Origin of the sequence: Micromonospora sp. LOL_023 (assembly GCF_048060115.1) — a bacterium.
Taxonomy (GTDB): Bacteria; Actinomycetota; Actinomycetes; order Mycobacteriales; family Micromonosporaceae; genus Micromonospora_E.
Genome location: NZ_JBHMIM010000066.1, coordinates 12,217 through 31,768 on the forward strand (window position 1 = coordinate 12,217; position 19,552 = coordinate 31,768).

Annotated in this window: 19 protein-coding genes, 1 tRNA gene and 1 pseudogene; 13 read left to right on the top strand and 8 right to left on the bottom strand. The window is 69.9% G+C overall.

Annotated features, from left to right (window positions below; all coding sequences use genetic code 11):
• Positions 1-186 precede the first annotated feature (186 nt).
• Entirely contained in the window at positions 187-972 is a 786-nt protein-coding gene (locus ACFHVL_RS26685; RefSeq protein WP_416631184.1) for a helix-turn-helix domain-containing protein, read from the top strand.
• The gene (locus tag ACFHVL_RS26690) at positions 959-1,147 is read left to right on the top strand and encodes a DUF397 domain-containing protein (protein ID WP_416631185.1); all 189 of its coding nucleotides are present in this window, start codon (positions 959-961) and stop codon (positions 1,145-1,147) included. Before ACFHVL_RS26685 ends, ACFHVL_RS26690 begins: the two co-directional genes overlap by 14 nt.
• A 250-nt stretch (positions 1,148-1,397) precedes the next feature.
• On the opposite strand, the gene ACFHVL_RS26695 is transcribed toward ACFHVL_RS26690, so the two are convergent.
• Positions 1,398-1,994, bottom strand: a complete 597-nt coding sequence (locus tag ACFHVL_RS26695) for a histidine phosphatase family protein (RefSeq protein ID WP_416631186.1) — start codon at positions 1,992-1,994, stop codon at positions 1,398-1,400.
• A 79-nt stretch (positions 1,995-2,073) separates the two neighbouring features.
• Between ACFHVL_RS26695 and ACFHVL_RS26700 the strand changes: the two genes are divergently transcribed.
• On the top strand, positions 2,074-2,331 hold the full coding sequence (locus ACFHVL_RS26700) for a hypothetical protein (RefSeq protein WP_416631204.1): 258 nt from the start codon (positions 2,074-2,076) through the stop codon (positions 2,329-2,331).
• Entirely contained in the window at positions 2,318-2,506 is a 189-nt protein-coding gene (locus ACFHVL_RS26705) for a DUF397 domain-containing protein (RefSeq protein WP_416631187.1), read from the top strand. Before ACFHVL_RS26700 ends, ACFHVL_RS26705 begins: the two co-directional genes overlap by 14 nt.
• Positions 2,507-2,512: 6 nt before the next feature.
• Here ACFHVL_RS26705 and ACFHVL_RS26710 read toward each other — a convergent pair whose 3' ends face one another.
• On the bottom strand, positions 2,513-4,273 hold the full coding sequence (locus ACFHVL_RS26710; protein ID WP_416631188.1) for a metallophosphoesterase: 1,761 nt from the start codon (positions 4,271-4,273) through the stop codon (positions 2,513-2,515).
• A gap of 137 nt (positions 4,274-4,410) precedes the next feature.
• Here ACFHVL_RS26710 and ACFHVL_RS26715 point away from each other — a divergent pair.
• A tRNA-Thr gene (locus ACFHVL_RS26715) sits at positions 4,411-4,484 on the top strand.
• Between the two features lie 500 nt (positions 4,485-4,984).
• Here ACFHVL_RS26715 and ACFHVL_RS26720 read toward each other — a convergent pair.
• Positions 4,985-5,647 (bottom strand): annotated as a pseudogene (locus ACFHVL_RS26720) (MBL fold metallo-hydrolase).
• A 218-nt stretch (positions 5,648-5,865) separates the two neighbouring features.
• Between ACFHVL_RS26720 and ACFHVL_RS26725 the strand changes: the two are divergent.
• Complete coding sequence (locus ACFHVL_RS26725) at positions 5,866-6,405, top strand: alpha/beta hydrolase (protein ID WP_416631189.1); 540 nt, start codon at positions 5,866-5,868, stop codon at positions 6,403-6,405.
• Between the two features lie 27 nt (positions 6,406-6,432).
• On the top strand, positions 6,433-6,900 hold the full coding sequence (locus ACFHVL_RS26730) for a hypothetical protein (protein WP_416631190.1): 468 nt from the start codon (positions 6,433-6,435) through the stop codon (positions 6,898-6,900).
• 6 nt (positions 6,901-6,906) lie between these two features.
• Here the strand turns inward: ACFHVL_RS26730 and ACFHVL_RS26735 are convergent, their stop codons facing one another.
• Entirely contained in the window at positions 6,907-7,557 is a 651-nt protein-coding gene (locus ACFHVL_RS26735) for a response regulator (protein ID WP_416631201.1), read from the bottom strand.
• Positions 7,554-8,684 carry a sensor histidine kinase gene (locus ACFHVL_RS26740; protein ID WP_416631191.1) on the bottom strand — a complete coding sequence of 377 codons (1,131 nt, stop codon included), beginning with the start codon at positions 8,682-8,684 and terminating at the stop codon, positions 7,554-7,556. The genes ACFHVL_RS26735 and ACFHVL_RS26740 overlap by 4 nt, the downstream gene beginning before the upstream one ends.
• A 173-nt stretch (positions 8,685-8,857) precedes the next feature.
• Here ACFHVL_RS26740 and ACFHVL_RS26745 point away from each other — a divergent pair, with 173 nt between their 5' ends.
• From ACFHVL_RS26745 to ACFHVL_RS26760, 4 genes are all read left to right on the top strand, one after another.
• The gene (locus ACFHVL_RS26745) at positions 8,858-9,574 is read left to right on the top strand and encodes an ABC transporter ATP-binding protein (protein WP_416631202.1); all 717 of its coding nucleotides are present in this window, start codon (positions 8,858-8,860) and stop codon (positions 9,572-9,574) included.
• Positions 9,571-12,003 carry an FtsX-like permease family protein gene (locus ACFHVL_RS26750; protein ID WP_416631192.1) on the top strand — a complete coding sequence of 811 codons (2,433 nt, stop codon included), beginning with the start codon at positions 9,571-9,573 and terminating at the stop codon, positions 12,001-12,003. Before ACFHVL_RS26745 ends, ACFHVL_RS26750 begins: the two co-directional genes overlap by 4 nt.
• Before the next feature lie 495 nt (positions 12,004-12,498).
• A complete protein-coding gene (locus tag ACFHVL_RS26755; protein ID WP_416631193.1) occupies positions 12,499-13,107 on the top strand; it encodes an Hsp20/alpha crystallin family protein in 609 nt (202 codons plus the stop codon).
• Positions 13,104-14,306, top strand: coding sequence for a glycosyltransferase family 9 protein (locus tag ACFHVL_RS26760; RefSeq protein ID WP_416631194.1), 1,203 nt, complete (start codon positions 13,104-13,106; stop codon positions 14,304-14,306). Before ACFHVL_RS26755 ends, ACFHVL_RS26760 begins: the two co-directional genes overlap by 4 nt.
• Here the strand turns inward: ACFHVL_RS26760 and ACFHVL_RS26765 are convergent.
• Genes ACFHVL_RS26765 through rfaE2 form a run of 3 tightly spaced genes read right to left on the bottom strand, consistent with a single transcriptional unit; the run spans position 14,205 to position 17,208 of the window.
• On the bottom strand, positions 14,205-14,627 hold the full coding sequence (locus ACFHVL_RS26765) for a DUF2267 domain-containing protein (protein WP_416631195.1): 423 nt from the start codon (positions 14,625-14,627) through the stop codon (positions 14,205-14,207). The two genes, ACFHVL_RS26760 and ACFHVL_RS26765, sit on opposite strands and share 102 nt — an antisense overlap.
• Positions 14,624-15,535: a glycosyltransferase gene (locus ACFHVL_RS26770; protein ID WP_416631196.1), complete on the bottom strand. Its 912-nt coding sequence runs from the start codon at positions 15,533-15,535 to the stop codon at positions 14,624-14,626. Before ACFHVL_RS26770 ends, ACFHVL_RS26765 begins: the two co-directional genes overlap by 4 nt.
• Complete coding sequence (gene rfaE2, locus ACFHVL_RS26775; RefSeq protein ID WP_416631197.1) at positions 15,532-17,208, bottom strand: D-glycero-beta-D-manno-heptose 1-phosphate adenylyltransferase; 1,677 nt, start codon at positions 17,206-17,208, stop codon at positions 15,532-15,534. Before rfaE2 ends, ACFHVL_RS26770 begins: the two co-directional genes overlap by 4 nt.
• Before the next feature lie 154 nt (positions 17,209-17,362).
• Here rfaE2 and ACFHVL_RS26780 point away from each other — a divergent pair, with 154 nt between their 5' ends.
• Positions 17,363-17,881 carry a MarR family winged helix-turn-helix transcriptional regulator gene (locus tag ACFHVL_RS26780; RefSeq protein WP_416631198.1) on the top strand — a complete coding sequence of 173 codons (519 nt, stop codon included), beginning with the start codon at positions 17,363-17,365 and terminating at the stop codon, positions 17,879-17,881.
• Positions 17,878-19,461 carry an MDR family MFS transporter gene (locus ACFHVL_RS26785; protein ID WP_416631199.1) on the top strand — a complete coding sequence of 528 codons (1,584 nt, stop codon included), beginning with the start codon at positions 17,878-17,880 and terminating at the stop codon, positions 19,459-19,461. Before ACFHVL_RS26780 ends, ACFHVL_RS26785 begins: the two co-directional genes overlap by 4 nt.
• The last annotated feature ends 91 nt before the right edge of the window (positions 19,462-19,552 follow it).

The window sequence follows — 19,552 nt, forward strand, 5'->3', positions numbered from 1 at the left end:
TCGATAACGAGCAAGGCGGGGTTCTCCGCCGATTCCGTCGTTCCTGAGCACTGATCCCCCTCGGGTGAAGTTGATCGAGGTCTTCTTCTATTTCCACCCTGGACTCTCAAGCCATTTCCCAGCAAGATAGAACCAGCCATCCACCGGCGATGGTGCAATCTCGACCGACCATTCGGGGTGATAATCGTGAATGATCCAACGTCCCTACCGGCCCGCCTGCGTGAGCTGCGCACCGGGCGCAAGATGGCTCAGGACCGGCTAGCGGCGGCGATCGGTGTCTCGAAGTCGCTGGTCCAGTCATTCGAGTCGGGGAAGCTCATTCCGCAGGAGGGCACCGCCGAGCGGCTGGACGGATTCTTCGGGACCGGGAGTGAGATCCAACGTGCGGCCACGATCGAGCGGGAGGACCGGCAGCCGTGGCTGCGCTCCTGGTTCGAGCAGGAGCGTCGGGCGGCCTTGCTGCGCACCTGGGGACCGATGCTGGTGCCGGGGTTGTTGCAGTGCGAGTCGTACATGCGCGCGGTTTTCTCGGCCGTGCCGGCGAACGCCGGCAAGATAGACGCGCTGGTCGCCAAGCGGCGGGAACGTCAGGCGGCCACCATCGACCGGGACGACCCGGTGGCGCTCTCCGCCATCATCGGCGAGATGGCGCTGCGGCGGGGGCCGAGCGAGATTCTGAAAGACCAGCTCGGTCACCTGGTGGACGTCGGCCACCGGCCGCACGTCCGGATCAGAGTGATCCCGATGGAGTTTGAGGGGATCCACGCCGGGCTCTCCGGAGCATTCGTCATCGCCAACATGCCGGACGGCCGCCGGTCGGGGTACCTGGACGACCAGTTGAGCGGCCACATGCCGACCGGGCATGGCGACCTGGGCCACCTGGAACTAGTCTGGGAGGAGATAGACGCACTGGCCCTGCCCGTGGTCCAGACCCGAGACGTGATGCTGAGGATGCTCGATGACTACAGATGAGCCCCGCTGGCGCAAGTCGACCCGCAGCAATGGCACCGGCGACTGCGTCGAGGTCGCCGACAACCTTCCCGGCCGGGTCCTCGTCCGGGACACCAAGGACCGCGACGGCGGCACCCTGACGTTCACCCCTGCCGGCTGGCGCGGCTTCGTCGAGCTGGCGAAGCAGCACGGCTGACCCGCCGACCAGACGCACGAAGCAGGGCCCCGGGCGCGCCGACAGGGGCCCTCTTCGCATCCTCGATGCCCTGCCCGGCGAAGAGCTCGTTGACGCTGAAGGCGCTGGCCAGCACCAGGTATCCGGCGGTGAGCTGGGTGGCGACCAACCCGGCGACCGGCCGTGGCGACCTGGGTCACCTGGACTAGGCCGTGTCTCGTAGATCTTGGGTGGCCGACCGGCGTGTCTGCCAAGCTCTGCAACTGACTCGTCACACCGTTGACAACGGCTCGAATGCCGGTCCGTTGTCGCTCACACGACCGGCCGCCATCATGATCCGCCGTCCGTCCGTATTCGACGTACGCGCGTTCGTGCCTGTCCGGGCGGCGTTGCCGAGCACGCGGAACAGCCCCGCGTGGGCTACAACAAGAACCACGGAGGCAAGGGCGGTAGCGGCTTGCAGGCCACGAAGAACCCGAGCGGCGAAGACATCAAATGGCTCGCTGTCGCCAGGAAGGTCCGTCGATGTGCCGTCTCTCCAGGCAGCCAGCGCCCCTGGAAATTTCACCCCAATCTCCTCGACCGTAAGTCCCGTAATCGTCCTACTCCAACGTTCGCGAAGGTCCGGAAATTCTGCCGGACGGTCAAGCTCAAGAGCCTGGGCGACGATGAGGCCCGTCTCTCGCGCACGACTCAGATCGGACGTGACCACGGCGCCGATCTCCGCGCCTCGACAGCGCTGAACAAGATTGACAGCTTGCCGTCGACCAAGATCAGTAAGTGGCGGATCTGCTTGCCCGGCCCAACGTCGCTCGCTGTTCCAAGTCGACTGCCCATGGCGAACGACGATGAGCTCTCCAAAGGTCATGGGCCCATACTCGCACAACGCTTCAGAGGGATTCCGGCCCAAGACCGACCGAGCGCCTTACGATCACCCGATTTGCCCGGTGCCGACTGCCCCCTTTGCCCGGCACGGCCTCACCGTCGAAGTCCTTGGGCGGGTCGTGGCGGACGCCGGCGGCGTGCTGGTGTGCGCGGACCACGGTCGAGTCCACGCCCAGCGTCCAGAAACGACAAACGTGATACCAGCTCACGCTCCACAGATCCACGAGACACGCCTAGTCTGGGAGGAGATAGACGCGCTGGCCCTGCCCGTGCTTCAGACCCGAGACGTGATGCTGAGGATGCTCGATGACTACAGATGAGCCCCGTTGGCGGAGGTCGACCCGCAGCACCGGCACCGGCGAGTGCGTCGAGGTCGCTGACAACCTTTCCGGCCGGGTCCTCGTCCGGGACACCAAGGACCGCGACGGCGGCACCCTGACGTTCACCCCGGCCGGCTGGCGCGGCTTCGTCGAGCTGGCGAAGCAGCACGGCTGAGACCCGTCAGCGGATCGTGATCGGCTCCTCGGCGAGCCGCGCGGCCAGCGGCTGCTCCGGCACGAGCCACGGGTCGTGCGGTGCGCCGTCGGGGTCGGCCCGCCAGCGCCGGCAGACCCGGTCGACCGCCATCGGGAAGATGGTCAGCGAACCGTCGGCGGCGATCCGCATCCGGATGAAGCTCTTCGAATCCTCGATCCCCTGCCCGGCGAAAAGCTCGTTGACGTTGACGTTAAAAGCGCTGGCCAGCACCAGGTATCCGGCGGTGAGCTGGGTGGCGACCAGCCCGGCGACCGGCCCGTAGACCACGGCGGCGGCGACCACCGGCAACGGCCAGGGCCAGTCGACGAACGGTAGGTCCAGCCAGATCTCCGCGCCCACCCAGGCGAGCGCGATCTGCGCGACGCCGTGCCCGATCCCGAGCAGCCAGTGCCGCGAATTTCGCACTCCGCTGGCGCTGGGTGGCTTGGCGAAGACCACCGAGGCGGCCAGGGTGAGCAGCACCATGGCGACCAGCGGGATGCTGAACAGCCGCTGGTTGTCGGGGTTGCTCCAGGAGACGATCACGCCGGCGATGGCGAGCATCAGCAGGACCTGCAGGGTGCCGAGCAGGGCCGCGAAGCCCGGATTGCGGCGCGGGAGCAGGTGGAAGATCCCCCAGCGGTAGCGGCGTGACCTGGCCGGCTCCGGGTAGCGGCTGGCGAGGTCGTACTCGCGGCGTGGGCTGGCGTTGCGGGTGATCGTGTCCACCGGCGGCACGGTGATCCGCTCCGGCAGCGTGTGGGTCGCGGAGAGGTAGGCACCGCCCCCACCGCAGGTGATCAACTGTCGGTCCGGGTGCGCGTAGCGCGCGTAGTGGTGCATGTCGCCGGAGATCATCACGGGCACCCGGGCACCGGTCGGTTTGATGATCGTACGGACGAAGTAGTCCACCGCGTCGTAGGCCTGATGGTCGCCGGCGGCCTTGACCCAGGTCGGCTCCGGCACCGCCAGGATGACCCGGTCGTTCGGGCCGAGCTCCAGCGCCGCCTTCTCGAAGTACATCAACTGCGGATCATCCAGGTACGCGCCGAACTGCTCGTCGATCGCGTACAGCCACCAGTTGTTGGGCAGCCGGGCCGCGAAGTAGGACCGCTTCTGCTCGGTCCGCCAGCCGCCGATCGAGGCGTCCTTGCGTCGGGCGAACAGCCGAAGGAAGGCGGTCAGCCCGTCGTACCAGTCGTGGTTGCCGGGGATCGCGTACAGCGTGGGTTGAGGTCGGTCGGCCTGGGGTTTAGGGAACGCCGCCTGGTACGGGCCCTTGCACCGGTCCTCGTACGCCTCGCCGCTGGCCGACGGATAGACCTGGTCGCCGCCCATCACCAGCAGGTCGCCGCGTCGCAGCCGGCCGGCGCCGTCGATGTCGAGGTCCGGCTGCGCCAGCAGGTACGCCAGGGAGTAGGTCGCCGGGAAGCCGTCACCGAGGTCGGCCACGTAGTCGATCCACAGTTCGCCATCGACCGCGTCGTGCGAGTGCAGGTCGCCGGGGAGCGCACCCTGCAACTCCCGCTTGTCCAGGTACGCGCCGAGCAGGATGGCGAGCAGGGTGCGCAGCCCGGTGCCGAGCAGTAGCATCGGGGCCAGCCAGGGCACCGGCGGCTGCGGCGTGAAGCCGAGCTCTTTCGGGTCGAGCGACTCCGGTCGGTGGTGACCGACGCTGGTCGAAGCGGCAGGATCGGGGCCGGCTGGGCCGGCGGTGGGCGTGGGCGTGGTCGGGTCGTCCGTCACACGTCCGGAGCCTACTGGCGGTCATCGAACTCTGTCACCTGGCGGTTGTCCTGGTTCATCACGATCTGACCGGTGGGCTGGCCCGGGGCGGGCGGCGGGCCGGGCGGCCGTCAGGTGCCGTACACTGGCTTACCGTTGCCGCCTTAGCTCAGTCGGCTAGAGCGACGCACTCGTAATGCGTAGGTCGACGGTTCGATTCCGTCAGGCGGCTCAGGAGGATGCCCTGGCCAGCGGAAACGCTGGTCAGGGCCTCATGTGCATCGATGTGGTTTTGAATCGCCCCCCGATAACACGTGCGGACGATCCGGTTCGACATGTCGCAAGTCGTGGGCGCTCGCCGCCGTCGGCGCCGCCAGGTGGCCCGATCCTTCGTGATCGTTTGCGTTCGGGCTACTCGAATCGGGCCTGGCACCACGCTGTCTGGTCCGTCGCAACTCTCCGGGCAGGGCTCTGGCGGCAGGGTGGGCGGCGGCGACCACGCCAGCTAGCAGCTAGGCCACGCCTGAGGCGCCGGCCGAATCCAGTAGACCGAAGCGCAGTGGAGCGTTGCGGTGCAGGTGCGCCAGGGCAGGGCGCCATGTCCGTGGGCTCACCATGGCAATGGCTGGCGCTCGTGGAAGAGGCCGCCAGTGGACTCGTCATCTGGCGGTCCCCGTTCGTTTCCTTGTCGGCTACCCCCGCGTCGCCTCCGCCTTTGAATCTCTCCAGCGTCTACCAGCCGCGCGACCGCCATTCGGGGAGCGACGGCCGCTCAGCGCCGAGCGTGGTGTCTGCACCGTGTCCCGGATAAACCCAGGTGTCGTCCGGCAACTTGTCGAAGATCTTGCCCTCGACGTCCTGGAACAGGGTGGTGAAGGCGTCGGGATCACCGAAGGTGTTTCCCACCCTGCCGGGAACAGCGAGTCACCGGTGAACAGATGGGGATGGCCGTCCGGGTCGTCAAACAGCAATGCGACGACGCCAGGGGTGTGACCGGTCAGCCGGATCACCCGCAACTCGAACGCGCCGTAGGTGATGACGTCGCCGTCATGCAGCAGAACGTCTGTGGGGACAGCGATAGCCGGTGCGCCGGGCTCTCCGGTGTAGGTCGTAGCGCCAGTGGCATCGACCACTGCGGCAAGCGCGTGCTCCCAGTGATCCCAATGTTGGTGCGTGGTTACGACGGCGTCGAGCCGACGGTCGCAGAAGTCGAGCAGAACTTCCGGCTCGTTGGGCCGCGTCGATCATGAGCTGCTTGCCGGTCGATCGACAGCGCAGCAGGTAGCAGTTGTTGTCACCAGGTCCCACGGAGATCTTGCTGATGGTCAGCGCGGAAAGCTCGCGAAACCCTGGAGCCACACCGGAGTATGGGCGCCCGTGGTCAACGATCTGCATCGATGACAGTGTGCCCTGGTTCGGCACCCGCAGTCAGATCCTCGCCTGCCGGAAGGCCCGCCCTGCTCTGGACGCGAGTACCTGCGGTGGTCATGATCCAGTTTGTCGGATGTCTTCACGTGCGGCGGCGCGTCACCGCCCTGGGGAGGTAGGCGGACCATTGCCTGCGTACAGGTGCAGCAGGGCTGCTAACGGCGCAAAACGGCTACAGTCTCCGGATGACCGCTGGAATTATCGTCCCAGGACGCGGTTACGGCCCGCAGGCGCCGTTGCTTCACCTCGCAGGCGAAGCGCTCACCGATCTCGGCGCCACCATCGAAACCATCACGTGGACCGTGCCAGACGGGCTGCTGGACATCGGGCCTGAGCCTTTCGTCAGAGCGCACCTCTCGGCGGCACTGCACCGGCTCGTCGATGCGGTGCCCGGCATGCGGCCTGTGATCATCGGCAAGTCGCTCGGAACATACGCCGCCGGTTTGGCGGCTGAGCGGCAACTGCCGGCGATCTGGCTGACGCCACTTCTGTACGACGATGCAGTGGCCAAGGCGATCGCCCGTAACCCGGCGCCAGCCCTGCTCGTCGGAGGTACCCGAGATCGGACCTGGGTTTCTGACGCTGCGGCGCGGACGGGCAAGACGGTCCTGTCCATCGAAGGCGCCAACCATGACTTGCGGCCGCCTGGACCGCTGCGGGCTTACACCGAGGCCCTGGGCGCTGTCGGCACGGAAATGGAAAAGTTCCTGTCCCAACTGACCTGACCGCGGGTCATCGGTATCGCAGGGATCGTGGTCGGCATCCTGGGCATCGGCGTAGCCGTTGCACTCGCACGACGCCAGCGAGCCGTCGAGAGGATGCACGCCGATGCGGCGCTGGCAGACCAGCGTGATCGAGACGCGGCAGCCCGTCGCGAGCGTGTGGAGCAGGCGACCAAGGTCGGTCGCCGAGACAGCTGGCGCATTCGGTTTGAAAAGATCGACGGGGTGCTCGACCAGTTGGTCGATGTCGCGTCTCGAGTACTCAATCAGGGACCCTGCACGTCGGCTGGCTTCACTACCCTCGACCTCGAGGACATCCAGATGCGCGCGGAGCGACTCGCAGGCTGCGGGATCGCTGAGCAGCTCGCTCCGGCCGGCGAGCGCCTCGGTCGCCGACCTGGCGCAGGATCTCGTTCTCGACCTCTAGGCGCCGTTTCTCCTTCCGCAGCGTGGCCGCTGTTGGACCGGCGGCACGTCCTCATTTGGACACGACGGTGACCAGGCTCAGCGGGCGGCGCCATTGCGGTACGCCCAGATTACGACGTTCAGGCGGTCCCGTACCCCGAGCTTGGTTAGTATCCGGCCGACGTGGGTCTTGACGGTCACTTCGGCTAGGTGAAGTCGTTGGGCGATCTCGGCGTTGCTGGCTCCGGCGAGGATGAGGTCGAAGACGTCGCGTTCCCGGCTGGTGAAGGTGTCCAGGGGTGCGGGGTCCCGGGGTGAGGGTGGTGGTGTCGTACGGGCGGTAACCAGGTGGTGGGTGGTGGTGGGGGCGAGGACCGAACCGCCGTGGTGGACGGTGCGGATGGCGGCGGTGAGGCCCTCGGCGGTGGTGTCCTTGAGCAGGTAGCCGCTGGCGCCGGCGGTGAGGATGCGGATGGCGTAGTCGCCGCTGTCGTAGGTGGTGAGGGCGAGGATCTTCGGTGAGGGGTTGGCGCTGGCGAGGATGACGCGGGTAGCGGTGATGCCGTCGATATCGGGCATCCGAACGTCCATCAGGATGATGTGGGGTCGGTGTCGGGCGGCGAGGGCGATCGCCTCGGTGCCGGTGGCTGCGGTGGCGACGACTCTCATATCGGGTGCGGCGTTGACGACCATGGCGAATCCGGTACAGACGAGGTCCTGATCGTCGGCGATGAGCACCTCGATCGTCATACCCATGCCCCGTGGACGGTCAGTGGCCAGGTGGTGGTGACGGTGAGGTCCTCGCCGGTGCTGAGGGTGCAGGCGCCGTTGAAGAGCGCGCACCGCTGGCGGATGCCGGTGAGGCCGCGGCCCGGGGCGGGTGGTTCGTGGTGGCCGGGGGGTAGAGGACTGCGCACCGTGACGGTGAGCAGGTTGGGTGTCCAGTGCATGGCGAGGTGGGCTCGGTGTTCATGGGAATGCTTCAGGACGTTGGTCAGGGACTCCTGGATCACCCGGTAGACGGCGAGGTCCATGCCTGCGGCTAGCGGCTGATCCTCCCCAGTGGTGCGGGCGGTCAGGTCGAGGCCTGCCTCGATGAACCCGCCGAGGAGTTCCGGGAGCCGGCCGAGCCCTTCGCCGTGCCAGTCCTGGTTGCCGTCCTCGACGACGGTCAGCAGCCGCTTCACGTCGGTGAGGGCCTGCCGGCCGAGGTGCGCGATCCGGTCGAGGACGGGGCCGGCGATGCCGTTGTCGCCTTCCCTGGTGGCGGCGCGGCCACCTTCAGCCTGGGCGATGATGGAGGCGAGCGAGTGCGCGATGATGTCGTGCATCTCCTGGCTGATCCGGGTGCGTTCCTCGTGGACAGCCAGTTGGGCCCGGATGGTGCTGTCCTGTTCGGCCAACCTTCGGCGGTGCTCGGCGTCGGCGACGGCGATCCGCTGCTGGCGTTGCATCAGCCCGGTCGACCAGGCGGCCAGTACGGTCGCGAGGATCAGCACGGCGGGTAGGGCGGCGCCGAGCCGCCGGTCGTGCAGCGCCTGGGCGACGACCAGCAGCGCGCCAGCGGCGCCCGGCAGCAGTCCCGCGTGTCGCCAGTGTCTGGGGGCGTAGGCCGCAGTGGCGTGCACGGCGACGAGGCTGACGAGGTCACCGGGGAACATGAAGCTGCGGGAGACGGCCAGGTGCGCGGCCGAGATGGTGGCGACCACCGCGAGGAACAGCAGCGGTGCGCTGCGGCGGATGACCAGGGGCACGGCGATCACCGCCGACCAGTACCACTCGGAGAGCCCGGCCAGTCCGAGCAGCAGACAGCAGATGACGGCCGCAGTGGCGAGCACGACGTCGAGGGCCGGCACTGGTCTGCGTCGTAACCCCACGCTCTCAGGTTAGGCAACGCTGGTCGCCCACGGAAACATGGCGCGAAGATCGATACCAGCGCCTGATACCAAGGTATTGGTTTCCCCGGGAAGACGGATCCCATGGTGGGATGTGCTGAGATGCGCCAATTCCTAACGTGGGTTCGGTGACGACGCAAAAGACAAGTGCTGAGATGGTCAGCTGCCGGGAGGTCCGGAAGACGTACGGCACCGGTCCGGCCGCGGTGGCCGCGGTGGACGGGGTGTCCGCGAACTTCCTGACCGGTGAGTTCACCGCGATCATGGGTCCGTCCGGATCGGGCAAGACCACCCTGATGCACCTGCTGGCCGGGCTGGACAAAGCAACTGAGGGCACGGTGAGCCTGGCCGGACGGTTACTGGCCGGACTGGACGACCGTGCGTTGACCGACCTGCGCCGTGACCGGGTCGGCTTCATCTTTCAGGCATTCAACCTGTTGCCGACGCTGACCGCCGAGCAGAACATCGTGCTGCCGTTGCGGCTGGCCGGCCGCCGCCCCGACCCGGCCGAGCTACGCCAGGTGACCGAGGCGCTGCAGATCGGCGACCGGCTGGCACACCGGCCGGCCGAGCTCTCCGGTGGCCAGCAGCAACGGGTGGCGGTGGCCAGGGCGCTGCTGGCTAGACCCTCGGTGGTCTTCGCCGACGAGCCGACCGGCGCCCTGGACATCGCCACCGGGCGGGCCCTGCTGGGCACCCTGCGGGAGGCGGCCCGCCGGGAAGGGCAGACGATCATCATGGTGACCCACGATCCCGGCGCGGCCACCTATGCCGACCGGGTACTGGTGATGGCGGACGGTCGCATCCGCGCCGAACTACGCAGCCCGACCCGGGAGCAGATCCTGGTGGCGATGGCAGCGGTGGCGGTGTGACGATGATCTTCGCGTTTGCCTGGTCGCAGCTGCGGTCGTACCCGGCCCGGCTGCTCGCGATCGTCGCGGCGGTGACTCTGGCGACCGGTTTCCTGGCGGCGACGGCGACCTTCGCGGCGACTTCCAGTGAGGGACTACGACGCACTGCAGCCGCACCGTTGACCACCGCCGACATCGTGCTGGAGGCCGATGACACGGTCGAGGACCCAGCTTGGTACCGGGCTGCGGCCTCCGTGCCGGGGGTGCGCTCGGCCGACCCGCAGCACGCTCGCACGGTCACCGTCTTCGGTGGCTCCCGCCGCGGCGACGCCAACGTGCAGAGCATCGCCGCCACCGAACGGGTGCGCTGGTTCGCCCTGGACCGTGGGCAGTGGCCCACCCGTCCCGACCAGGTGGTGGCCGACCAACGGACCCTCGACGACCTCGGTGTGGATGTCGGTGCCACCCTGACGTTCCGACAGAATGACCAGGCGCCGGTTCCGGTCACCGTGACCGGCGCGGCTGATCTGGGCTTCCAGCCGTTGACTGGTTCGTCCTTCCGGTTCTACGCCCCGGCGTCGTTCTTCTCCGCGGACGTGCCGCCCGCCGTGCTGCTGACCGTCGCCGACCGGGCGCAGCTGGCCGCTACCATCGACGCGCTTCGCGAAAGACTGGGCCACGGAACCACCGTCTCCGAGGCTTCGGTCGTCGCCGACCAGGCCGCTGCCCGCTTCGCCGGCGGCAACGGTCAACTCGTCGTCCTGATGCTGGCGTTCGCGGCGGTGGCGCTGCTCGCCGCCATGCTGGTCGTGGCCAACACCTTCCACGTGGTGATCGTCGCGCGGGTCCGACAGATCGCGCTGCTGCGCCTGGTCGGCGGCCACCGGTCGCAGGCCAGCCGGATGGTACTGGCGGAGGCCGCGATCGTCGGTAGCATCGGTGGTCTGGCCGGTGCCGCCGCAGGCGTGGGCCTCGGCTACCTCGGAGCGACCAACCTCGACATCGCCGGTGGTGGCCTACGGGTCTCACCGATCGCCCTGGTCGGTTGCGTGGCCGTGGGAATGGTGGCCACGATGGTGGCGGCCTGGTCACCGGCCCGGCGGGCCACCCGGATCCCTCCCGTCCGGGCCCTACAGACAGCAGAGGAACCACCGTCCGGATCGGTCCGGATCGGTCGTCGTCTGGTCGTCGGCAGCATCCTCACCGCCCTCGGGGCCGTGGTGCTGGCCGCGGCCGCCGTCGGTGCCGCACTACCCCTGGCCCTGGTGGGCGGGCTGCTTCTGGCGGCCGGTCTCCTGACGTGCCTGCCCCCGCTGATCGCCCTGCTGCTGTCCCCGGTGGCCCGAGTGCTCGCAAGCCTCGGGGTAGCCGCCGACCTGGCCGGCACCAGTCTCAGCCAGAACGCGCGCCGTACGGCCTCGGCCGCGATGGCGGTGGTGGTCGGCGCCGCCCTGATAACCAGCCTGGCGGTGGCCGCCACCACCGGACGCGCCACCGTGGCCGCGGACCTGGAGGCCCGGTACCCGGTCGCGGCCAGCCTCCGCACCGACGGCTCGGCGATCAGCACCGAAACCGTCCAGGCGCTGGCCCGGGTACCGCAGGTCACGACCAGCGCAACGGTCGGCACCGTCACCGCACGCTTCCCCGACGGCGGCAGGGCCACACCCCGGCTGCTCGCGGCCCCACCCGAGCACCTCGCCCCCCAGGCCCGCCCGGAGGGGACCGTCCTGCTCCCCGCCACCTACCTCACCGCGCTCGGGTTGACCGAGGGTGACCCGATCACCGTGGCGGTGGGGGAGCGGGAACTCCGGTTGACCGCCCACGCCTCCCGGCTGGCCGACACCACCGGACAGCTCCTCGGCGTGGTCACCCCGGCTACCCTGGCCGCGTACCAGGTCACGACGACCCCGACCGCGGCGTGGGGTGTGGCGGCGGCGGGCTTCGACCGGGACGCCCTGGCCGCCGACGTCAACGCGGTGGCCGCGCGCGATGCCCGGGTCCAGGTCGGCGGTGGCGTCACCGAGGGCGGCGACATCGCCAACGTCCTGTCCATCCTGCTCGGTCTCTCCCTGGCGATGCTGCTGGTGACCGTCGTGATCGCCCTGCTGGGCATCGCGAACCTGCTCGGCCTATCGGTCATCGAACGGGTCCGGGAGATGGCGCTGCTGCGGGCCCTCGGCACTAGCCGGGGCCGACTGAGGTTGATGCTCTCGGTCGAGGCTGTTGCCATCACCACCCTGGGCACCCTCACTGGGATCCTGATCGGGGCACCCGTCGGCCTGGCTGGGGTCGCCGCAGCGGTCGGGCGCACCGCCGAGCCGGTGATCCGGCTGCCCTGGGGGCAACTCGCCCTGGTCCTCGCGGTCGCCGTCCTGACCGGCGTTCTGGCCAGCGTGGCGCCGGCCCGTCGGGCGGCCCGGGTGGCCCCCGCCGAGGGGCTGACCCGGTAGCAGCAAGTGCTACTTCGATTACTGAAGGCGCCCGATCCGCCGTCGAGCAGCACCACGACCGGTCGTGGTGCTGCTCGACGGCTCACGAGAACAGACCTGTGGTCTGAATGTGCTTGAGCAAGTACGGCGAGGGGCGGAACTGTTCCCGGCACACCGCGAGGGCCTCCGGGCACTCAGCGGGGGCGATGAACTGGGCGAGGCAGAAGGGTAGACCGAGCATCCCTGCCATCCGGGCGCTGGCCCTGTAGTGGGGTCCTGGCCTGGCAGCGGCTTCTGCACGCCGACGTACGGTGAAAGTCCGACGGGTCCTTCGATCTCACGTTCAGCAACTACTTTGCGATCGCAAGCAGTGGCACCACGTCGCCCCCCAACGGCGACAGGGTGCCGCTGGGTTTACCGCGCCGATCCACGGGTACGCGGCGGGATGTTGCCCAGCGACCGGGCGGGCCCTCCCTCCAGCCCGCCCGGTTCGGACCGGACCGGAGGTGTCGTCGGATGAGTCAACCTCGCGACCAGATGCAGGACCGTGGCTGGGATCCGATCGGCAATCTGCAGATGCTCTGGTCGGAACTCAGCCGGGTGCTCGGTGGCGACTCCGGCCCGCCCGACGTCGAACTGCAGGACACCGACGAAGGCTGGCGGATGATCGCCCGGCTGCCCGGGGTCGCCCCGGAGGAAGTGGCGGTCGAGATCGACGGTGCCGACCTCTGCCTGCGGGCCCGGTCCGAGCAGGAGGTGAACATCGACAACGGGATGCCGGACACGGGGTCGACCGAACGCGGCTTCGAGTACCGGCTGAGCCTGCCCAGCGGGGTCGACGTACAGCGGATGGACGCGGTGATGGACCACGGACTGCTCACCGTCACCATGCCGCGCGCCGAGCCGGGCGGCCGCCGGTCGATCACGGTCGGCCGGCCGCAGCATCAGCAGCCGACAGCCGGCTCGGCCGCGGCCCGGTCCGACCGGGCCAAGCCGGTGCAGATCACCACCGACGGTGCCGGGATCGCCGCCGAGGAGATCGACCCGGCTGTCGACCGGGAGATGCACCATCCGCACACCACCGAGGCGACCATGCACCGGCAGCAGGCCAGCACCGCCCGATGATGCTCAGCGACCCGCAGGACCTGGTGCCGGACGTACGCCGGATCGCGGTGCTGCGCGCCAACGCCCTCGGTGACTTCATTTTCGCCGTACCGGCGTTGACCGCGCTGCGGGCCGCGTACCCGCAGGCGGAGCTGGTGCTGCTCGGGGCGCCCTGGCATGCCCGCTGGTTGAACCCCCGCGCGGCGGCCGAGCGGCCGGGTTCGGTGGACCGGGTGCTGGTGGTGCCGGCGGCGGACGGGATTCGGGCCGGCGAGCCGGCCGAGCCCGCCGGCCCGGCTGCGATGGCCGAGTTCCTGGCCGCCGCCCGCCGCGAGCGGTTCGACCTCGCGGTGCAACTGCACGGCGGCGGACGTAACAGCAACCCGCTGATCGCGCAGCTGGGTGCCCGGGTCACCGCCGGCCTGCGGGCCGTCGACGCCCCCGCACTGGACCGCTGGGTCCGTTACGTCTACTACCAGCCTGAGGTGTTCCGCTACCTGGAGGTGGCGGCGCTGCTGGGTGCCGAACCGGTGACCCTGCTGCCGCACGTGCCGGTGACCAGCGCGGACCGGGCCGAGGCGGACCGGGTACTCGGGCCGGTCCGCCAGCCCCGGGCGGTGCTGCACCCGGGGGCCAGCGATCCGCGCCGACGCTGGCCCGCCGAGCGGTTCGCGGCGGTCGCCGACGCGCTCACCGACCGTGGCTTCGAGGTGCTGGTCACCGGCACCGGCCCGGAGCGTGAGGTCGTCGAGCAGGTCGCCGCGGCCGCGGCTCGCCCGTTGCGGGTCGTGCTGGACGAGCTGAGCCTGGGTGGGCTGGCCGGTCTGCTGGCCGGCAGCGCGGTTCTGGTCGCCAACGACACCGGACCGCTGCATCTGGCGGCGGCGGTCGGCACCGCCACGGTCGGCGTCTACTGGATCGGCAACCTGCTCAACGGTGCCCCGCCGGTGCGTGGCCGGCACCGGCCGTTGGCGGCGTTCACCATCCACTGTCCGGTGTGTGGGCAGGATGTCAGCACGGTTGGCTTCCCGGCCCGGGGCGGGGCGGACAGTTGTGGGCACCGGGAGTCGTTCGTCATCGACGTGCCCGTCGCCGAGGTCCTGGAGGCGGTGCTGGAGCTAACTTGCAGCACCGGGACCAGCGGCGGCGGCCCCGGCACCGGCGGCGTGCAGCCGGATCTGATCGGGGAACAGTTCGCGGATGTCATCGGGCAGCGGTAGCTGCACCCGGTAGAGCACCCCGGCTGGGCAGTATCCGGCGATGCGGTCCAGCGCGGACCGGACCTCGTCGCGGACCGTACGGTCGTCGGCGTCGTACTGCGCGGCGCGTCGGCGTACCCGGCGGATCAGCTCGTCGGCGTCGAACGTCGCCGGCTCGCCCGCGCTGCCCGGGTCCGGCCGGCCGGCCATCGCCAGCAGCGGCGGTAGCGCGTCGACCAGCAGTGCGGCCTCCCCGCTGGGCAGCCGTTCGACGAGCGTACGCAGCACCGCCACGTCCAACTGCCAGATCGTCGTGGTGGGTCGGGCCAGCCGTACCGTCATGGGGTCATCTCCTGTTGTCGCTGTCGCGCCGGCCGGTCGGCGGCGGCCGATTCCTCGTCGAGCAGCACCTGCCAGCATTCGACCCGCCGGTCGGTGACCGTGGTCGGCGACTCCAGGTGGTAGGCGCCGCTGGGCACGATGCCGGCGGCTCCGTAGCGGCGTTGCACCGCGAGTTCGGCGGCGACGTCCTCGCCCTGGTGGTCGGGGGGCATCCGGCGCCAGAAGTCGAAGCCGCCGGCGGCTACCAGCTTGGCCCGGTCGAACAGCACGCAGCCGCCGATCCAGGAGATCCGGTACGCCCGCCATTCGTCGGGGGCGAGCCGGAGCCGTTCGGTGACGTGCAGCAGGTTCGCGGCCGAATGCAGCCGGGCCCGGGACCACTGGGTGGTGCCGGGAAGGATCCGCTCCGGCTCGGGAGGGCCGTCCCACTCGACGTAGGCGTCCTGGTCGGCCGGGCGCACGTCATCGGAGTAGGACAATCCGTGTACGGCGTTGCCGACGAAACCGCAGCGCAGTTCGCCGATCGCGGTGACCAGCCGGTGCACCGTGCCGGGCGCCAACCACACGTCGTCGTCGAGCAGCAGCACCAGCCGGGCGGTGGAGAGACTCAGCAGGTACGCCCGGTGCTCGGCCAGACCGCGACGGGGCAGCCGCCGGGTGAGCAGCACCGGATGACCGGTGTGCCGCAGCGCCCGCACCATGGTCGCGGCGGCCGGCTGCGCCCACGCCGGCCCGCCGTCGGACTGGTCGCTGACCGCCACCCCGAACCCGTCCGGCAGCTCCTGGGCGGCCAGGCCGGCCAACGTGGTGGCGAGCTCGGCCGGCCGGTTGCGGGTGGGGACGAGGACGTCGAGCAGCCGGTTGCGGCGGAACTCGGCCGGATCTCCCGGCGGCAGCGGTCGGTTCATCCGCCGCCCCGTACGTCGACGTTCTCGGCCCGGATCCGTTCGATGATCGCCGAGGTGGACCGGTCGGCGACGTAGCCGAGGATGTGCACGTCACCGCCGAGCCGGCGGACCAGCGGGGCCTCCGGCACCATCTCCGGCGGGTAGTCGCCGCCCTTGACGTACACGTCGGGCCGGACGGCTTCGATCAGCTCGGCCGGCGAGTCCTCCTCGAAGATCACGACATGGTCGACGCAGCTCAAGGCGGTGAGCACGGCGACCCGGTCCTCGACCGGGTTCACCGGGCGGTCCGGCCCCTTCAGCCGCTGGACGCTGTCGTCGGAGTTGACCGCGACGATCAGCAGGTCGCCGAGGGCGGCCGCTTCCGCCAGGTAGGCGACGTGGCCGCGGTGCAGTACGTCGAAGCAGCCGTTGGTGAACACGATCCGGGCTCCGGCGGCGCGCTGTACACGTACCTGCTCGACCAGGTCGACCGGGTCGGTGCCGCCGGCCGGGGTGGTGGCCCGCGCCACGGCGGAGCGCTGCCCGTCTCGCACTGCGGCGGGTTCGGCGGACAACTCGGCGAGCAGTACGTCGCGTCGGCAGACGCAGGTGCCCATGTCGCGCACGGTGAGCGTGGCGGCGAGCTGGGCGAGTTCGGCGGCGGCCGGCAACGCCGCGCCTGCGGTCACGGCGAGGGTGAGCGCGGCCAGGTAGGCGTCGCCGGCGCCGACGGCCTGGCTGGCCGGGACCGGCTCGGTGCGGCAGCGGTGCGGTTCGTCGCTGCCGTCGCACACGATCGAGCCGTCGACGTCCAGGGTCACCGCGACCACCTGCGCGCCGGTGGTGGCGCGGAGCCGGGGCAGCAGCCGCCGCGCCACGTCGGCCCGGTCGTCGGCCCGGTCCTGGGCCCGGCTCTCTGTCCGGCTGTCGGCCCGGTCCTGGGCCCGGCTCTCTGTCCGGCTGTCGGCCCGGTCCACGGCCAGGGCGGCCTCGGCGATGCTCGGGGTGATCACGCTCGGCCGCAGCCCGGACCACCGTCGCAGGTCGTGGGCGTCGAGGGCGACGGTGCCGTACCGGTCCCGGTTGTCGATCAGCCAGCGACGGATCGGCTCCGGCAGCGCGCCGAGGCCGTAGTCGCAGATCACCAGGTCGGGCCGGTCCTGACCGGTGTCGCCGTCAGGGCGGTCCTGACCGTCGGCGGCCGGGCCGAGTCGGATCTCCTCGGTGCTGGCGACGATCGCCGCGAGCAGCCGATCGACCTGTTCGGCGGGCAGTGGTGCGTCCGGGCCGCCCTCGTCCTCGCGGAGCAGGATCTGGTCGGCGGCGAGCAGTCGCCGCTTGACCGGGGTACGGGTGCCAGGCTGGGCGACCATCCGGTCCTGCACACCGGCCCGGTGCAGGCAGCGGGCTACCTGGTCGCCGATCGGGTCGACGCCGATCGGGGCGACCAGCAGCGGTCGGGCGCCGAGGGCGGCAAGGTTGACGGCGGTGTTCGCGGCGCCGCCAGCGGCCAGCTGCCGGTGGTCCAGGGTGAGTACCGGCGCGGGTGCCTCCCGGCACAACCGGGCGGAGGTGGCGAACCGCCACTCGTCGAGCATCGCGTCGCCGACGACGAGGATCGGCCGCCCGGACCACCGCAGTACGAGCGCGGTGAGGGCGGCGAGGTGCCGTTGATCGGTGACCGACTGCCCCATGACCCGGCGGGTGCCCGGGACCGGCCCGCTCAAACGTCGTCGGCCGGGCAGGTGGAACGTCGCGGCAATGGGGCATGACGGGGATCACCGGCAAATCAGTTGGCAATCGCCGGTCACGTGGCAGAATGCTTGTAGCAAGCAACTATCGGATGGAGTGAAGGCTGCAGTGCAGATCGAGCCACCAGACGGACCCGACGCCGAACTCATCGCCCTCGGCAAGCAGTTCGGTGCGTTCCACCGGGCGGTGCACCTGTTCTACCAGCGGCTACGGTTCGATCCGCCGCTGGAGCGCGCGGCGTACACGCTGCTCGTGCGGATCGCCGGTGACCGGCCGACCCGGCTCAGCCTTCTCGCCGAGGATCAGGGGCTGGACCTGTCGACGATCAGCCGTCAGGTCGCCGCGCTGGAAGCCGCCGGCCTGGCCACCCGTACGCCGGACCCCAGCGACCGGCGGGCCAGCGTGATCGCGCCGACCGACCTCGGCTGGCAGGTGTTCGCCCGCAACCGGGCGATCTGGGTGGATGCCGTGCGCGACCTGCTCACCGACTGGACCCCGGACGAGATGGCCGAGTTCAAGCGCCTGCTCACCCGGCTGAACGACACGATAGCCACCCGATACGGGGGAACGGACCCAGCGGATCGGTGTCCGCGGGTGGAAGAGGAGAAACCGTGACAACCACCGAGGAACGGGTCGCACCCGCCCTCAGCCCGGGTCAGATCAGGCTGCTGATGGCGAGCCTGATGACCGGCATGCTGCTGGCCGCGCTGGATCAGACCATCGTCGGCGTGGCGCTGCCCACGATCGTCGGCGAGCTGGGCGGGATCAACCACTACTCGTGGGTGGTGACCGCGTACCTGCTGGCTTCGACGGCGTCGACCCCGCTCTACGGCAAGACCGCCGACCTGTTGGGCCGTCGCCCGGTGTTCCTGTTCTCCATCGGGACGTTCCTGCTCGGCTCACTGCTGGCCGGCATGTCCCAGGACATGACGCAACTGGTCATCACCCGGGGCATTCAGGGCGTCGGCGCAGGCGGCCTGATGACGTTGGCGTTCACCATCATCTCCGACGTGGTCTCGCCGCGTGAGCGTGGTCGCTACCAGGGCCTGTTCGGCGCGGTTTTCGGTTTGGCCTCGGTGGCCGGGCCGCTGGTCGGCGGCTATTTCGCGGAGACCAACTGGCGGTGGATCTTCTACATCAACGTGCCGTTGGCGATCGCCGCGATGGTGATCTGCTGGTTCGTGATGCGGCTGATCCCGTTCCAACGGCGCGACCACGCGATCGACTGGCTCGGCGCGACGCTGCTGGTAGCCGGGGTCAGTTCGATCCTGCTGGCGTTGAGCTGGGGCGGTGGCGAGTACGCCTGGAGCTCTCCGGTGGTCATTGGCCTGTTCGCCGGTGGTGCCGTGCTGGCCCTGCTCTTCCTGGCGCAGGAGTCCCGGGTCGCCGAGCCGATCCTGCCGCTGAAGCTGTTCCGCGAGCGGACCGTCGCGCTGGCCACCGCGGCCGGCTTCGTGCTCGGCCTGGTGATGTTCGGCTCGATCATTTTCATTCCGCTGTACCTGCAGATCGTCAAGGGCGCGTCGCCGACCGCCAGCGGTCTGCTGATGCTGCCGATGATGGCCGGCATCATCGTCACCTCGGTGGTCGCCGGTCGGGCGATGACCCGCTACGGCCGGTACAAGTGGTTCCCGGTGGCCGGGGCGGTCTCGCTGGTCGCCGGTGGCCTGTTCTTCACCCAGTTGGAGGTCGGCTCCTCGCTCTGGCTCGCGTTTCTGATGATGGTGATCATCGGTGTCGGGCTGGGGCTGTCGATGCAGTCACTGGTGCTCGCCGTCCAGAACGCGATCCCGCTGCGGGATCTGGGCGCCGGCACCTCGGCGGTGACCTTCTTCCGGTCGCTCGGTGGTTCGTTCGGGGTGGCGATCCTCGGTGCGGTGCTCAACTCGCGGCTCACCGGTGAGCTGGCCGAACGGATGCCGGGGGCGATCGCCCAGCTGCCACCGGAGCAGGCGTCGGCGGTGGCCGCTGCCGGGGGCGCGGAGCTCTCGATCGATCAGCCGTCGGCGATTCTCGCCCTGCCCGATCCGGTGCGCGAGGCGATCCAGTACGCCTTCGTGGAGTCGCTGCACACCGTGTTTCTGGTGACCGGGCTGGTCGGGCTGATCGCCGTGGCGATCACGCTGGCGCTGCCCGACCGGGAGTTGCGCAGCGGGGTGGAGGAGTCGAGCTCCCCCGCCGACCTGGCCGCCTGACCCGCCCCACCCAGCTCTTGCGGCGATCTGACCGGTAAATCACCTGTACCACGGCGGGTTTTGGGTGTGCGGGGGTGGCCCGGTGTCGGTG